Below are 14277 nucleotides of genomic sequence, written 5' to 3'. Positions count from 1 at the left end.
GGCACGGTGACACCGTGGCCGTCGTCGCGCCTTCGGGTCCGGTCGACCTCGACCGGCTCAACCGCGGCCGCCATGTGCTCACCGGCCTCGGCCTGAACGTCCGGTTCGGGCCCCGCATGCTGATCCGCCGCGGCTACCTCGCCGGGCCCGACCAGGCCCGCGCCGCCGACCTGCAGGAAGCGTGGTGCGATCCGGAGATCGCCGCGGTGATCTGCGCCCGGGGCGGCTACGGCGCGACGCGGGTCCTCGACCACCTCGACTGGGACAAGATGGAGGCCGTGCGGCCCAAGCCCCTGGTGGGGTCGAGCGACATCACCGCCCTCCATTTGGCCTTCCAGCGCCGTCTGGGGGTGGCCTCGTTGTTCGGCCCGATGCCGGCCTGCTCGACGATCAGCGACGAGGAGGGGCCCGAGCCCCGGTCGCTCTCGCACCTGAAGGCGTCGCTGATCTCCAGCCTGGAGCCCCGGCCGGTCAAGGGCGACCAGGTGCTCGTGCCCGGCTCGGCCATCGGGCCGCTGACCGGCGGCAACCTGACCCTGCTGGCGGCGCTCTGCGGCACGCCCCACCAGATGGAGGCGCAGGGCCGGATCGTCCTTCTGGAGGACATCCGGGAAGAGCCCTACCGAATCGACCGTATGCTGACCCAGCTGCTCCAGGCCGGTTGTCTCGACGGCGCGGCCGGCTTCGCGCTCGGGTCGTGGGTGGAGTGCGGCGAGGCGCTTCCGGTGCTGGTGGAACGCCTCGGACCGCTGGGAGTGCCGATCATCGCGGGGCTGCCGATCGGTCACGGGACACCACAGTTCAGTGTGTGGCTGGGGGCCGATGGGGTTATTGATACCGAATCGTGCTCTCTCACCGGCCTCATCGGCAACCAGGACAAGGCACCCTGAAGCTGGCAACACGCCACGCTTGTAAGGGGATGAGCCTTGGGTCTGTTGCGGCGACTCCGCAGCCGGATTCGGCCTGACCAGCCAGTGCAGCCTGCCTCCCGGCCCGTCGAGGACGTCGATCTTGACTCCCTCCTCGCCCTGGTCGTCGAGACGATGGGCTACAGCTGCGCGTTCGAGGACGACGGCGCCACCCTGATCATGGGCGGCGACGAGACGTCCCGTACCGTCAACCTGGTCGGGCTGCGCCGTGAGGCGGCCCGCAGGTCGCGCGAAGACTGGCCGATGCTGGTCTCCGAGCACCTGTCCCACGCCGTGTCGGGCGAACCGTTCGACGCGTGCAACCTGGGCCGCATCAAACCGCTGCTGCGCACCCGCCTGCACGCCGCCGACGACCCGGCGATCCCCGACCCCTCGCGCATCATCGGCCGCCACCTGAGCGCCGACCTGATCGAGGTGCTGACGATCGGCGGCCGTCCGGTCCGGCCGGAGGAGGCCTTCTGCTGGCCGATCCCGCCCGCCGAGGCGCTCGACGTCGCGCTCGACAACGCGCTGGCCGACGAGCGCATCACCGCCGAGTACCTCCAGCTCGGCGGGGTGAGCGTGCGGATGATCAGCGCGCCCACGGCGGTGGCGCACCTGCGGCGGCTGCCCGGCCCGCCCGACGGGCTGCTCGTCGTGCTGCCCCACCCGGGCGCGATGGCCGTCCACCCCATCGAGGGCATCGGCGTGGTGCGCGCCCTGGAGCGCATGCGCGTGTACGCCCAGCGCGAGTTCGACGACCGCGACGGCGGCCTCAGCCCGCACGTCTACTGGTGGCACCGCGACCGGCTGACCCGCATCCAGGCCGACCTGGTTCCCCAGGACGGCCAGGTCAGGCTCGTGGTGACGCCGCCCGCCGACTTCGCCCGGCTGCTCGCGCGTCTGGCCGGAGACGCCAACTGACGACCACGGGCTAACCGATCGCCTGGGCGGCGTGGATCAGCGGGACGTGGCTGAACGCCTGCGGGAAGTTGCCCACCAGGCGGCCCTGCACGGGGTCGTACTCCTCCGACAGCAGGCCGACGTCGTTGCGCAGGTCGAGCAGGCGGCGGAACAGGTCGCACGCCTCGTTGCGCAGGCCCATGCGGGCCTTGGCCTCGGCCAGCCAGAAACTGCAGGCCAGGAACGCGCCCTCGCGGCCGGGCAGCCCGTCGACCACGTTGTGCTCGCTGGTGGAGTAGCGCAGCACGAAGCCCTCGGGTGTGGTCAGCTCGCGCTCGATCGCGTTGACGGTGCCGATCACACGGTGGTCGTCGGCCGGCAGGAAGCCCATCGTGGGGATGAGCAGCGTGGCGGCGTCGAGCTCCTTGGAGCCGTACGACTGGGTGAAGGTGTTGCGGTCGGCGTCGTAGGACTTCTCGCAGACCTCCGTGTGGATCTCCTCGCGCAGCGCCTTCCACCGGTCGACCGGCCCCGACCGCCGCTGGGCCTCCAGGGTGCGGATGACGCGGTCGACGGCGACCCAGACCATCACCTTCGAATGGGTGAACTGGCGGCGCGGCCCGCGCACCTCCCACAGGCCCTCGTCGGGCTGCCGCCAGCCGGTCTCCAGGAAGTCCATCATCTTGCGGGTCAGCTTCCAGGCGTGGTCGTCGGGGTGCAGGCCGCCCATGCCGGCCTGGTAGAGCGAGTTGACGACCTCGCCGTAGACGTCGAGCTGGAGCTGGTCGGCGGCGCTGTTGCCGATGCGGGCCGGCGCCGAGTTCTCGTAGCCGGGGAGCCAGTCGAGGGTCATCTCGGGGAGGCGGCGTTCGCCGGCGACGCCGTACATGATCTGGAGGTCCTGGGGACGGCCGGCGATGGCGCGCAGCAGCCACTCGCGCCAGGCCTTGGCCTCGTCGATGTAGCCGCTGGTCAGCAGGGCGTCGAGGGTCATGGAGGCGTCGCGCAGCCAGCAGAAGCGGTAGTCCCAGTTGCGCACGCCGCCGAGGTCCTCGGGCAGGCTGGTGGTGGGCGCGGCCACGATGCCGCCGGTGGGGGCGTAGGTCAGCCCCTTCAGCGTGATCATCGACCGCACCACGGCGTCGCGCCACTGGCCCGTGTGGGTGCCCGTGGAGACCCAGTCCTCCCAGATCTCGCGGGTGTAGTCGAGCTCGTCGAGCGGGTCGATCATGGGCGGCGCGGGCGCGTGGGAGGGGTGCCAGCTGAACACGAACGGCAGCTTGTCGCCCGCCTCGACCCGGAAGGTGCCCTTGTGTCGGTAGTCGCTGCCGTGCAGGTGGACGGGGGAGTGGATCCAGGCGGAGTCGGGACCGCCGACCGCCTGGAGGCTGTGGTCGCGGCGGCGCACCCACGGGACGATCCGGCCGTAGTCGAACCGGATGCGGATCTCGCAGTTCATCTCGACCGTGCCGGCCACGCCCTCGACGATCCGGACCAGGCGGGGGTGCTCATGGCGTACCGGCATGAAGTCGATCACCCGGGCGGTGCCGGTGGGGGTGTCCCAGGTCGATTCGAGGACGAGCGTGTCGCCCCAGTAGCGGCGGCTGGAGGCCGTCTCCATCCCGGAGGCCCAGACGCGCCAGGCCCCGTGCCGCTGGTTGCCCAGCAGCGCCGCGAAGCACGCGGGGGAGTCGAAACGGGGCAGGCAGAGCCAGTCGACCGAGCCGTCGCGGCCCACCAGGGCCGCCGACTGCATGTCGCCGATCAGCGCGTAGTCCTCGATCCGCATGTGATCAAGCTACCCACCGAGCCTTCATGAAGAACTGGGTGACCGGCCCGATCATCAGCGCGAACACCAGCGTGCCGACTCCGGCGACCCCGCCGAGCAGCCACCCGACCGCCAGCACGGTCAGCTCGATGATCACCCGCGCCAGCCGGATCGACAACCCCAGCCGGTGCAGCCCGGTCATGAGCCCGTCACGCGGCCCCGGCCCGTATCCCGCGCCGATGTAGAGGGCGGTCGCCCCGCCGACGGTGACCACGCCGGTCAGCAGGTAGGCCCACTGGACGGCCCAGTGGCCGGGCGTGGGGGCCAGCCAGACGGTCAGGTCGAAGAACCAGCCGAGCAGCAGCACGTTGCTGATCGTGCCCAGGCCCGGCTTCTGGCGCAGGGGGATCCAGAGCAGCATCACGGCCGCCCCGACGATGACGACCCACGCGCCGATGCTGAGCCCGAAGTGGCGCGACAGGCCCTGGTGGAAGACGTCCCAGGGGGCGCTGCCGAGGTTCGACTCGATCTGGAGACCGGAACCGGCGCCGTAGAGGAACAGGCCGGCGTAGAGGCGGACGAGCCGCATAGAGGTGGGATGAGTGGATGTCTGCACCATAATCGCCCCAGTGTGACGGCGGCCCGACCCGGGCAACAGAGCCAATCGCCGATATTGGCCTTAAGCTGGCCGTCATGACGCGCACGATCGCCCCCGAGCAGCTGGCCCGGCTGCTCGCCGTCCCCGCCGGGGCCCGTCCCTACTACCGGGCGCTCGCCGAGGCGCTGCGGGGCCGGGTGCACGACGGCGCGATCCCCGTCGGGGTGCGGCTGCCCGCCGAGCGGCATCTGGCCGCCGCGCTCGGTGTCAGCCGGACCACCGTGACCGCCGCCTACGACCTGCTCAAGGACCACGGCTACGTCACCGCCCGGCAGGGCTCCGGCAGCACGACCGCGTTGCCCGTCGGCGGCGACACGCCCTGGACGATCCCCGTCCCCGGCGACGGCATGATCCCGCTGCACGTCGCCTCCATGCCGGCCGCCTCGCAGGTCGCCCCCGCCGTGGCGGCCGCGGCCGCCGGGTACCACCGGCACCTGCTCGGCATCGGCTACGACCCCGTCGGGCTGCCCGTGCTGCGGGAGGCGGTGGCGCGGCGCTACACCGAACGCGGGGTGGCCACCCGGCCGGAGCAGATCCTCATCACGCCGGGCGCGCAGCAGGCCATGCACCTGCTGTTCGCGCTGCTGGTCGGGCCGGGCGACCCGGTGCTGCTGGAGTCGCCGACCTACGCCCACGCGATCCAGTCGGTCCGGCTCCACGGGGCCAGGGCGGTGGCGGCGGGGGAGCTGATGGAGAGCTCGCTGCGGCAGGCGAAGGTCGCCTACGTGCTGCCCGACTTCCACAACCCGACCGGCGCGCTGATGGACGCCGACCACCGGGCCGCCCTCGTGGCCGCCGCGCGCCGCCACGACGTGACGCTGATCTGCGACGAGACGTGGGGCGAGGTGGCCGTCGACGACGTCGTCATGCCGCCGCCGCTGGCCCGCTGGGACGTCGACAACCGGGTGATCACGATCGGGTCGGCGTCGAAGTTGTGGTGGGGCGGGCTGCGGGTCGGGTGGTTGCGCGGCACGGCGGAGCTGGTGGAGCGGTTGTCGGTGCTGCGGTCGGGCGTCGACCTGGCCACGGCGGTGTTCGACCAGCTCGTCGTGGCCGAGCTGTTCCCCCATGTGGAGGAGTCGCGGGCCGAGCGCCGGGCCTGGTTGTCGACCTCGCGCGAGGCGCTGACGGCGGCGCTGGCCGAGCACCTGCCGGGCTGGACCTTCCCCCACCCGGTCGGCGGCGGGTCGGTGTGGGCGAAGCTCGACGTCCCGTCGGCGGCTCCGGTGGTCCGGGCGGCGGCCGAGCGCGGGGTGCGGCTCGCGCCCGGTCGGTGGTTCGGGGTCGACGGCGCGTGCGAGGGCTACCTGCGGTTGTCGTACTGCCATCCGCCGCACGTGCTGGCCGACGCGATCGGCCGGATCGCCGCCGCCCGGCCGGGCCGGGGGCCGGTGACCGACGACCGGCTCACGCCGAGTCTGTGACGCCCCGCGCCAGCGGCGCCCGCCAGCCCTTCCGCATCGCCAGGAACCGCAGGCCGAAGGCCAGCACCGCGGCGGCCAGGACGGCCAGCGGGCCGCGTACACCGAACTCGAACAGCGCGGCGAGGGTGAACGCGCCCAGGAACGCGGGCACCGCGTAGAGCTGGCGGTCGTACAGGAGCGTGGGCCGCTGGCCCGACAGGACGTCGCGCAGCACGCCGCCGCCCACCGCCGTGACCACCCCGAGCAGCACCGCGTGCAGCGGCGACAGGCCGAACAGCAGCGCCTTCTCGGTGCCGGTCGCGCAGAACAGGCCCAGCCCGGCCGCGTCGAAGATGAGGATGCTCGGCAGCAGCCGGGTCACCTGCGGGTGCCAGAAGAACACGATCCCCGCCGCCACCAGCGGGACCAGCACGTAGCCGGCGTCGTGCAGCGCGGCCGGCTGCACGCCGAGGAAGACGTCGCGCAGGATTCCGCCGCCCACGGCGGTGAAGAACGCCAGCACCGCCATGCCCACGACGTCGAGGCGGGTGCGGACGCCGGCCAGCGCGCCGGAGATGGCGAAAACGAAGATCCCGGTCAGGTCGAGCACCCATGTCACCAGGACATCTTGTCAGGGTTGACTTACCGATGATGTGATGCGGGTCACTCTGTCCAGCATCCCCCTGAGGAGACGCGGAATGGTTCTTGAGGAGCGGGCGGCGATCGAAGAGAGCATCGCCGGTCGGACCATCTGTTCTCAGCTCGACGAGACCGCCGAAGCCCATCCCGACCTACCCGCCTATTCCGACCCCGTCGAGGGCGGCTGGTCCACCCTGACCTACCGGGAGGCCCGGCAGCGGGTGCTGGAGATCGCCGCCGGTTTCGCCGCCCTGGGCGTCGATCCGGGCGACTCGGTGGCCCTCATGATGGTCAACCGCAGCGAGCACGTGCTCGCCGACCTCGGGGCCGTGCACGCGGGGGCGATCCCGTGCTCGGTGTACGCCACCTTCGCGCCCGACCAGGTCGCCTACGTGGCCAACGACGTCGGCGCCAAGGTCGCCGTGCTGGGCGGACCGGCCGAACTGGCCCGGTGGGAGCCGGTCCTCGACCAGGTGCCCGGCCTGGAGAAGATCATCTTGCTGGAGGGCGCCACCGGCGACCAGCTCTCGTGGGCCGACTTCCTGGCGCTGGGGGCCGAGGCGCTGGCCGCCGACCCGCAGTCGATCGAGGAGCGCTGGCGTTCGGTCGCCCCCGACGACACCCTCACCGTGCTCTACACCTCGGGCACCACCGGCATGCCGAAGGGCGTGCCGCTGACCCACCGCAACGTGCTGTTCGAGGTCGGCGCGACCGACCGGATGACCTCGCTGCCCACCCAGGGCACCCAGATCTCCTACCTGACCTACGCGCACATCGCCGAGCGGGTGCTGAGCCTCTACCTGCCCCTGTTCAAGGTCTCCCACGTGCACTTCTGCACCGACCTGGCCAACCTGGGGCCGACGCTGGCCGCGGTGAAGCCGGTGCTCTTCTTCGGCGTGCCGCGCGTCTGGGAGAAGATGATGGCCAAGCTCACCGCGCTGCTGGCCATGTCGCCCGAGGACCAGCAGGAGAACGCGCGCAAGGCGATGGCCGCCGGGCTCGCCTGGGTCGAGGCCGGTCAGGTCGGCCACACGATGACCCCGGAGGTCGAGGCCGCCTACGCCGCCGCCGACGCCGCGCTGCTCTCGATCATCCGCGGCATGATCGGCTTCGACAACGCGGGATGGCTGGCCACCGCCGCCGCGCCGATGCCGCTGGAGGTGCAGCGGTTCTTCGCCGGCCTCGGGCTCAGGGTCCTGGACGTCTACGGCATGACCGAGACCACCGGCGCCTTCACCGCCAACAGCCCCGACGCCTACCGGCTCGGCACGGTCGGCCGCCCCGAACCGGGCGTCGAGGTGCGCATCGCCGACGACGGGGAGATCCTCACCCGCAGCCCTCTCAACACCACGGGCTACCTCAACCGCCCCGAGGCCACCGCCGACCTGTTCGACGACGAGGGCTGGCTGCACACCGGCGACGTCGGCTCCCTCGACGAGCACGGCTTCGTCCGCATCGTCGACCGCAAGAAGGAGCTCATCATCACCGCAGGGGGCGAGAACATCTCCCCGGCCAACATCGAGAACTACCTGAAGGAGCACGCGCTCATCGGCCAGGCCCTCGCCTTCGGCGACGGCAAGCCGTTCCCGGTCGCGATCCTCACCCTCGACGGCGAGATCGCCCCCGGCTGGGCCCAGGCCAACGGCATCACCTTCACCGACCTGGCCGACCTGGCCGAGCACCCCGACGTGCTGAAGGCCGTCGAGGCGGCGGTCGAGACCGCCAACGAGAAGCTGGCCCGGGTGCAGCAGGTCAAGCGCTGGCGGCTGCTGCCGGTCGAGTGGACGGCCGAGACCGAGGAGCTCACCCCCAGCCTGAAGCTCAAGCGCCGGGTCATCCACGCCAAGTACGCCGAGATCATCGAGGAGATGTACGGGCAGTGATCAACTGACCCCGACGCGCGAGTTCCCGTTCCCGTTGCCAAGTTGTGATCACTTTTTCCACGACTTACCCGCAACTTTTGGCGGAGATTTTCCGTCTATGACGTAGGCGCGCTTCATGCCGGAAGCGCGCGTTGTAACGGGGAGAGGAAGCACCCTCTTATGATCAAGCGCATCGCCACCGCTCTGGTGGCGGCCGCTGCGATGAGCGCCTCGGCGCTCGTCTCCGCGGCCCCCGCCTTAGCGGACCCGGGTCACGGGCACGGTCAGCACGACGGACCCAACCCGAGAATCACGAATGTCTGGGTCAACCCCGGCCAGGTTGTCCTCAAGGGCAAGTGGGACTCCGAGGTCGTGTCGATCACCGTCAAGGGCGTGGACATCAAGCACGCCAAGATCGTGGTCGACCACAAGGGCAGCTGGGGCCGCGACGACTGGGATGGCCCCGGTTGGGACGGTCACGGATGGGACGGCAAGTCGGCGGACGGCACCTCCGCGGACACGTCGGACGAGAAGAAGGCGCCGTGGAAGCCCCAGTGGTTCTCCACCTCCGAGAGCGTGAAGATCGACACGAAGGACCCGAAGGGGTTCTACGCCGTCAAGGTCTATGCTCGCGGCTTCGACGGCAAGCTCTACACCAGCTCTTCGGGCTTCACGGTCAAGCACGTCAGCTACGACCCGCCGAAGCCGCCGAAGGGCCCCAAGGCCACTCGGATCGTCGACTTCAACGCCGGCCCTGAGCCGGTGAAGAAGGGGCGTCACCTGACCCTGACCGGTCAGCTGCAGGTCGCCCAGTGCTACGGCGACTGGTACTACGACTACAAGAAGCACGACCGCGCCTATGTCGAGCTCGACGGCAGCGTCAAGCCCGTCGACGACGGCTGGAGCGGCTGCTACGACTCTCGCGACTACTGGCACGGCTGGTACAAGCTGGGCTGGCAGGACATCGACGTCTACTTCCTCCCCGCGGGTTCGCACAAGTGGAAGTACGTGAAGACCGTCGAGACCAACCCCAACGGCTCGTTCTACACCAAGGTCAAGGCGTGGGGCAGCGGCACGTGGGGCGTCCGTTACGACGGTAGCCACGGTTTCGGCTCTTCTGAGGCGAGCGACTACGTGAAGGTCGTCAAGTAGTTTTCTCTACGAGCCCGGGCCTCCCCTCCACGGAGGCCCGGGCTTCCCCGTCTCCGGGGGCGAAAAGTTGCGATTCGCCGCTGAAACTTTCTTCGGGCCGCGCAGGTCGGCGGGCGGGCCCGCCGGTGATCGTTGGCAGGCTGGTGCGGGGCTCGTATGGTTCCGCAATGTCCAGACACGTTAGGCACGTCATCGCCGCGGCGATCCTGCTCCTCGGAGTCATGATCGCCCTGCCGGCCCGGGCCGCCGTGGTCGGCGGCTTCGACTTCGACCGGGCTCAGGTGTCGGTCACCGGGCTCCAGGTCCCGTGGGGGTTCGCCTTCCTCCCCGACGGGAGTGCCCTGGTCACCGAACGCAACACGGGCCGCGTCATGCAGGTGCGGCCCGGCCAGACCCCGGTCGCCGTGGCGACCGTCAGCGGGGTGTCCGCCTCGGGCGAGAGCGGCCTGCTCGGCATCGCCGTCTCCCCGACGTACGCCCAGGACCAGTGGGTCTACGTCTACTTCACCACCTCCTCCGACAACCGCCTGGCCCGCTTCCGCCTGAGCGCGCCCTCGACCCAGAACGTCCTGCTGTCGGGCATCCCGCGCGCGACCGTGCACGACGGCGGGCGCATCGCCTTCGGCCCCGACGGCCTGCTCTACCTGGCCACCGGCGACGCCGGGACCACGTCCAACGCCCAGAACCTGAGCTCGCCCGCCGGGAAGATCCTCCGGATGAACCCCGACGGCGGCATCCCGTCGAGCAACCCCATCGCCGGCTCGCGGGTCTACAGCCTGGGTCACCGCAACGTCCAGGGCCTCGCCTGGGACGGCCAGGGCCGCCTGTACGCCACCGAGTTCGGCCAGAACACCACCGACGAGGTCAACCAGATCGTGGCGGGCGGCAACTACGGCTGGCCGACGTGCGAGGGCACCTGCAACAACCCCTCGTTCCGCAACCCGATCGTCACCTGGACGACCGCCGAGGCCTCGCCGAGTGGCCTCGCGTACGCCAACAACACCCTGTTCGCGGCGGCCCTGCGCGGCACCCGCCTGTGGGCGGTCTCGCTGACCGGCTCGGGCGGCTCCGCCGGCGCCTCCGCCCAGTTCCAGGGCCAGTACGGCCGCCTCCGGGCGGTCGCCGTCGGCCCCGACGGCTGGTTGTGGGTCGGCACCAGCAACCGGGACGGCCGCGGCAGCCCGACCGCCGCGGACGACCGCATCATCCGGGTTCCCCCGGCGGGCGTGAACCCCTCGCCCAGCCCGTCTCCCTCACCGAGCCCGTCGCCGTCGCCCAGCCCGTCGCCGTCTCCCTCGCCCAGCCCCTCGCCGTCGCCGAGCCCGCAGCCCGGCGGGCCGTGCTCGGCGACCGGGACCGTGCAGACCCAGTGGGGCAACGGCTACGTCGTCCAGCCCGTGACGGTCACCAACACCGGCACGTCGGCCCTGAGCGGCTGGCGGGTGACCTTCACGCTCCCGGCGGGGCACTCCCTGTCGGGTTCGTGGAACGCCACCCTCACCGTCTCGGGACAGACCGTCACCGCGACCAACCAGAACTACAACGGCAACCTCGCCCCGAACGCCAGCACGACGTTCGGGTTCCAGGTCACCCGGCCCACCGGCAACACCGCCACGGTGAGCGGTTACACCTGCGGCTCACCCTGACGTGAGCGGCCCTCCCGGGCCTCAGCCCGGGAGGGTCTCGCCGCCGATCGGGGCCAGCACCTCGCCGGTGTAGTAGGACGACAGGCGTCCCGAGGCGAAGAACACGTAGGACGGCGCGATCTCGTCGGGGTCGGCGGCCCGCTTCATCGGGGCCTGCTTCCCGAACTCCGCCACCTTCTCCTCGGGGAAGGTGGCCGGGATCAGCGGGGTCCAGACCGGGCCGGGGGCGACCGCGTTCACGCGGATGCCCTGGTCGATTAGGTTCTGCGCCATCGACATCGTGAAGGCGTTGATCGCGCCCTTGGTGGCGGCGTAGTCGATCAGGGTCTTGTTGCCCCGCAGGCCGTTGATCGACGAGGTGTTGATGATCGACGCGCCGTCGCCCAGGTGCCGCAGCGCCGCCTTGGTGACCCGGAAGTAGCTGTGGATGTTCACCGCGAAGGTGTGGTTCCACTGCTCGTCGCCGAGTTCGGCGAGCGAGTCGACCGGCTCCTGGTAGGCGACGTTGTTGACGAGCAGGTCGAGCCCGCCCAGTTCCTTGACCGTCTGCTCGACCACCTCCTCGCAGTGGTCGGCCCGGCCGAGGTCGCCCGGCAGCAGCACGCAGCGGCGGCCCTCCCGCTCGACCAGCGCGCGGGTGTGCTCGGCGTCGTCGTGCTCGCTCAGGTAGGCGATGGCGACGTCGGCCCCCTCCTTGGCGAAGGCGACCGCCACGGCCCTGCCGATTCCCGAGTCGCCTCCGGTGATCAGGGCCTTCCTGCCCTTGAGCAGGTCGCGGCCGGCGTAGTCGCGCATCTCGTCGCGGGGCTCGGGCGCCATGTCGCCGCTGCTCCCGGGATAGCTCTGCGTCTGGCCCGGTGGTGTCTGGTTCGGTTCCTCAGGCATGCTGCGACCCTGCCCCGGCCCCTGATCGCTTAACGGAGGCGGGCGGCCAGCCCCGCGAAGTAGCTGCGGTGCACGGAGGCCAGGTCGACCTGCTCGGGGTCGAGCAGCCACACCAGGTGGGCCCCCTCGACGAACGCCGCCGTCTCCGCCGCCAGGGTCGGCGGGTCGTCGGCCCCGGCGCGGGTGAACAGGGAGACCAGATGGGCCCGCAACACCCGGCCGCGGTCGCGGAACCAGGTGTGCAGGGCCGAACCCGGCTCCAGGTTCTCTGCGGTGAGCGTGGCGTGCAGGGCGGCCAGGTCGCGTTCGGCGGCGGCGGTGTGCTCGGCGTCCCGGACGAACCAGTCGAAGGCCTGGTCGAGGGTGGGCTCGGCGCCCAGCGGGACCGACAGCCGCTCCAGGGCCCGCCGGTCGGCCTCTTCGAGTACGGCCCGGACCAGCCCGTCCTTGCTGCCGAAATGGTGGATGAGGGCTGAGGGGGCCGCGCCGGCGCGCTCGGCGATCGCGGCCACGCCGGTGCCGCGCACCCCCTGGCGGGCGAACAACTCGATCGCGGCGTCGACCATGGCGCGGCGGCGCTCGACGCCCCGCTTCTGCACCTGTCCCTTGACTCCGGCCATGGGGATCAGGGTGCCGCCGGGGGCCGGGGAGTTCAAATCGCGCCACGGGTGCCATTATATTGAACGACCATGCAAGAAAATAACTTCGTCCGCACCGGCGGCCTCGACCTGTGGGCAGAGGACGTCGGCGACCCGGCGCACCCGACGGTGCTGCTGATCATGGGCGCGCAGGCCCAGGGTGTGCAGTGGCCCGACGGGTTCGTCCGCCGCCTCGCCGACGGGGGCCGCCGGGTCGTGCGCTACGACCACCGCGACACCGGGCGCTCCTCCACCGTCGACTTCGCCGCCCACCCCTACACGGTCGCCGACCTGGCCGCCGACGCGCTCGCCGTCCTGGACGCCTTCGACGCCGGGCCGGCCCACCTCGTCGGGGCCTCCCTCGGCGGCGTCATCGCCCAGCGGCTGGCCGTCACCCACCCCGACCGGGTGCTCACCCTCACCAGCCTGTCGTCCCAGCCTCTCGGCACCGACACGGCCGCCGCGGTGCGGCGGGTCATGGAGGGCGCGCCGCCCCTGCCGGGGGAGCTGCCGCCGCCCACGCCCGAACTGCTGGCCGCGCTCGTCTCGTCGTTCGCCGGACCCGGGGCGTCGCTGGAGGAGCACCTCGCGGCCCGGCTGCCGCTGTGGCGGGTCCTGCACGGGCCGGTGTTGCCCTTCGACGCGGAGGAGTACCGCGAACTGGAGCGCCGGGCCTACGCCCGGGCGCGCGACCCGCGGGCCGCCCTCAACCACGCCCTCGCCGGGGCCGCCGGCCTGGGCGGCACGGTCGACCTCGCCGCCGTCGCCGCGCCGACGCTGGTCGTCCACGGCACGGAGGACCCGATGTTCCCGCCCGCGCACGCCGAGGCCACCGCCTCGGCCATCGCCGGGGCCCGGCTGGTCATGATCGAGGGGCTGGGGCACACCCTGCCCTCGGTGGTGCACGACCGCCTGGCGGAGGAGATCCTGCGCCACACGGGGCCAGTGCGGTGACCACCGGTCTCGCGCAGGAAGGTGCTCAGTTCTCCGGGCGCGTCCTCCGCGATGTGGTGGCCGCTTTCGGCCGTCCTTCCGGTCACCCCCGCGTCGGCCCAGGCCCTCCAGATTCCCGTGATGTCGGAATAGAGCTCCGGCAGGTCGCTCCGGGACCCCCACACGACGAGCACCGGACACCGCACCCGCCGCCCGGCCGCCCGGTCCTCGTCGTCGTGGCGGCGGTCGATGCCGAGCCCGGCCCGGTAGTCCTCGCACCTGGCGTGGACGGTCCGGGGATCGCCCAAGGCGTGCTGGAGGTCTTCCCACGACTCCAGGCCCATCTCGTCGGGGCCGTCCTGGCACCAGAGGCTGAGGTTGTCGCCGATATCGGTCTCTGGGCCCGGGGTCGGCCGAGCGCGGAAGAACCAGTGCCACCACCGGGTCGCGAAGCCCGCGTCACAGCGGGCGAGCGCCTCGCCGATGGGGACGACGTTGAGGGCGGTCAGGTGGGTGACCGCCTCCGGATGCTCCATGGCCAGCCGGAAGGCCACATATCCGCCACGGTCGTGTCCGACGACGCGGAAGGTCTCGTGCCCGAGCCTTTTCATGAGCTCCAGGCAGTCGGCGGCCATGGCGCGCTTGGAGTAGGGCGCGTGGTCGGGAGTGGTCTCCGGTTTGGACGACTGGCCGTATCCCCGCAGATCGGGACAGACGACGGTGTGATTCCGGGTCAGCAGAGGGGCCAGCCGATGCCAGGTCGTGTGGGTGCGGGGATGACCACGGACGAGGAGAACCGCCGGGCCTGACCCTCCGTGGCGCACCCGGAGGGTCGTCTCGGACAGTTCGATGTGTTCCAGCGTGAAATCGTCGAACATGGGG

The 14277-nt window shown here is 71.5% G+C and carries 12 protein-coding genes and 1 pseudogene; 7 read left to right on the top strand and 6 right to left on the bottom strand.

Annotated elements, in window-relative coordinates; translation table 11 throughout:
* Positions 1-14 precede the first annotated feature (14 nt).
* Both AW271_RS26675 and AW271_RS26670 read left to right on the top strand, forming a co-directional pair.
* A complete protein-coding gene (locus AW271_RS26675; RefSeq protein WP_245653208.1) occupies positions 15-890 on the top strand; it encodes a S66 peptidase family protein in 876 nt (291 codons plus the stop codon).
* Between the two features lie 84 nt (positions 891-974).
* Positions 975-1832 carry a hypothetical protein gene (locus tag AW271_RS26670; protein ID WP_232327369.1) on the top strand — a complete coding sequence of 286 codons (858 nt, stop codon included), beginning with the start codon at positions 975-977 and terminating at the stop codon, positions 1830-1832.
* A gap of 10 nt (positions 1833-1842) precedes the next feature.
* Here the strand turns inward: AW271_RS26670 and AW271_RS26665 are convergent, their stop codons facing one another.
* Positions 1843-3600, bottom strand: a complete 1758-nt coding sequence (locus AW271_RS26665) for a glycoside hydrolase family 15 protein (protein ID WP_062340346.1) — start codon at positions 3598-3600, stop codon at positions 1843-1845.
* Positions 3601-3604: 4 nt separating this feature from the next.
* Positions 3605-4168: a membrane protein YczE gene (yczE, locus tag AW271_RS26660; protein ID WP_369408472.1), complete on the bottom strand. Its 564-nt coding sequence runs from the start codon at positions 4166-4168 to the stop codon at positions 3605-3607.
* A 104-nt stretch (positions 4169-4272) separates the two neighbouring features.
* Here yczE and yczR point away from each other — a divergent pair, with 104 nt between their 5' ends.
* Complete coding sequence (gene yczR / locus AW271_RS26655) at positions 4273-5661, top strand: MocR-like transcription factor YczR (RefSeq protein ID WP_062340344.1); 1389 nt, start codon at positions 4273-4275, stop codon at positions 5659-5661.
* Here the strand turns inward: yczR and AW271_RS26650 are convergent.
* On the bottom strand, positions 5645-6259 hold the full coding sequence (locus tag AW271_RS26650) for a trimeric intracellular cation channel family protein (RefSeq protein ID WP_157554654.1): 615 nt from the start codon (positions 6257-6259) through the stop codon (positions 5645-5647). The two genes, yczR and AW271_RS26650, sit on opposite strands and share 17 nt — an antisense overlap.
* Before the next feature lie 79 nt (positions 6260-6338).
* Between AW271_RS26650 and AW271_RS26645 the strand changes: the two genes are divergently transcribed.
* From AW271_RS26645 to AW271_RS26635, 3 genes are all read left to right on the top strand, one after another.
* Positions 6339-8162: an AMP-dependent synthetase/ligase gene (locus AW271_RS26645; protein WP_062340342.1), complete on the top strand. Its 1824-nt coding sequence runs from the start codon at positions 6339-6341 to the stop codon at positions 8160-8162.
* Positions 8163-8321: 159 nt separating this feature from the next.
* Positions 8322-9293, top strand: a complete 972-nt coding sequence (locus tag AW271_RS26640; RefSeq protein ID WP_062340341.1) for a hypothetical protein — start codon at positions 8322-8324, stop codon at positions 9291-9293.
* 167 nt (positions 9294-9460) lie between these two features.
* Positions 9461-10939: a PQQ-dependent sugar dehydrogenase gene (locus AW271_RS26635; RefSeq protein ID WP_062340340.1), complete on the top strand. Its 1479-nt coding sequence runs from the start codon at positions 9461-9463 to the stop codon at positions 10937-10939.
* Positions 10940-10960: 21 nt separating this feature from the next.
* Here the strand turns inward: AW271_RS26635 and AW271_RS26630 are convergent, their stop codons facing one another.
* Positions 10961-11824, bottom strand: a complete 864-nt coding sequence (locus AW271_RS26630) for an SDR family oxidoreductase (protein ID WP_062340339.1) — start codon at positions 11822-11824, stop codon at positions 10961-10963.
* A gap of 29 nt (positions 11825-11853) precedes the next feature.
* A complete protein-coding gene (locus AW271_RS26625) occupies positions 11854-12444 on the bottom strand; it encodes a TetR/AcrR family transcriptional regulator (RefSeq protein ID WP_062340438.1) in 591 nt (196 codons plus the stop codon).
* A 69-nt stretch (positions 12445-12513) separates the two neighbouring features.
* Here AW271_RS26625 and AW271_RS26620 point away from each other — a divergent pair, with 69 nt between their 5' ends.
* A complete protein-coding gene (locus AW271_RS26620; protein ID WP_062340338.1) occupies positions 12514-13416 on the top strand; it encodes an alpha/beta fold hydrolase in 903 nt (300 codons plus the stop codon).
* Positions 13417-13454: 38 nt separating this feature from the next.
* Here AW271_RS26620 and AW271_RS38955 read toward each other — a convergent pair.
* Positions 13455-14273 (bottom strand): annotated as a pseudogene (locus AW271_RS38955) (alpha/beta fold hydrolase); the annotation flags it as partial.
* Positions 14274-14277 lie beyond the last annotated feature (4 nt).

Origin of the sequence: Herbidospora sakaeratensis (assembly GCF_001570525.1) — a bacterium.
Classification (GTDB): domain Bacteria; phylum Actinomycetota; class Actinomycetes; order Streptosporangiales; family Streptosporangiaceae; genus Herbidospora; species Herbidospora sakaeratensis.
This window is presented reverse-complemented; position numbering and strand designations above follow the sequence as displayed.

What these genes read in the sequence shown, in the direction of transcription:
- AW271_RS26635 (WP_062340340.1), top strand. Translation starts at nt 9,461, where the DNA reads ATGTCCAGACACGTTAGGCACGTCATCGCCGCGGCGATCCTGCTCCTC.
- AW271_RS26620 (WP_062340338.1), top strand. Translation starts at nt 12,514, where the DNA reads ATGCAAGAAAATAACTTCGTCCGCACCGGCGGCCTCGACCTGTGGGCA.
- AW271_RS26645 (WP_062340342.1), top strand. Translation starts at nt 6,339, where the DNA reads ATGGTTCTTGAGGAGCGGGCGGCGATCGAAGAGAGCATCGCCGGTCGG.
- AW271_RS26640 (WP_062340341.1), top strand. Translation starts at nt 8,322, where the DNA reads ATGATCAAGCGCATCGCCACCGCTCTGGTGGCGGCCGCTGCGATGAGC.
- AW271_RS26665 (WP_062340346.1), bottom strand. Translation starts at nt 3,600, where the DNA reads ATGCGGATCGAGGACTACGCGCTGATCGGCGACATGCAGTCGGCGGCC.
- AW271_RS26625 (WP_062340438.1), bottom strand. Translation starts at nt 12,444, where the DNA reads ATGGCCGGAGTCAAGGGACAGGTGCAGAAGCGGGGCGTCGAGCGCCGC.
- yczE (WP_369408472.1), bottom strand. Translation starts at nt 4,168, where the DNA reads ATGCGGCTCGTCCGCCTCTACGCCGGCCTGTTCCTCTACGGCGCCGGT.
- AW271_RS26630 (WP_062340339.1), bottom strand. Translation starts at nt 11,824, where the DNA reads ATGCCTGAGGAACCGAACCAGACACCACCGGGCCAGACGCAGAGCTAT.
- yczR (WP_062340344.1), top strand. Translation starts at nt 4,273, where the DNA reads ATGACGCGCACGATCGCCCCCGAGCAGCTGGCCCGGCTGCTCGCCGTC.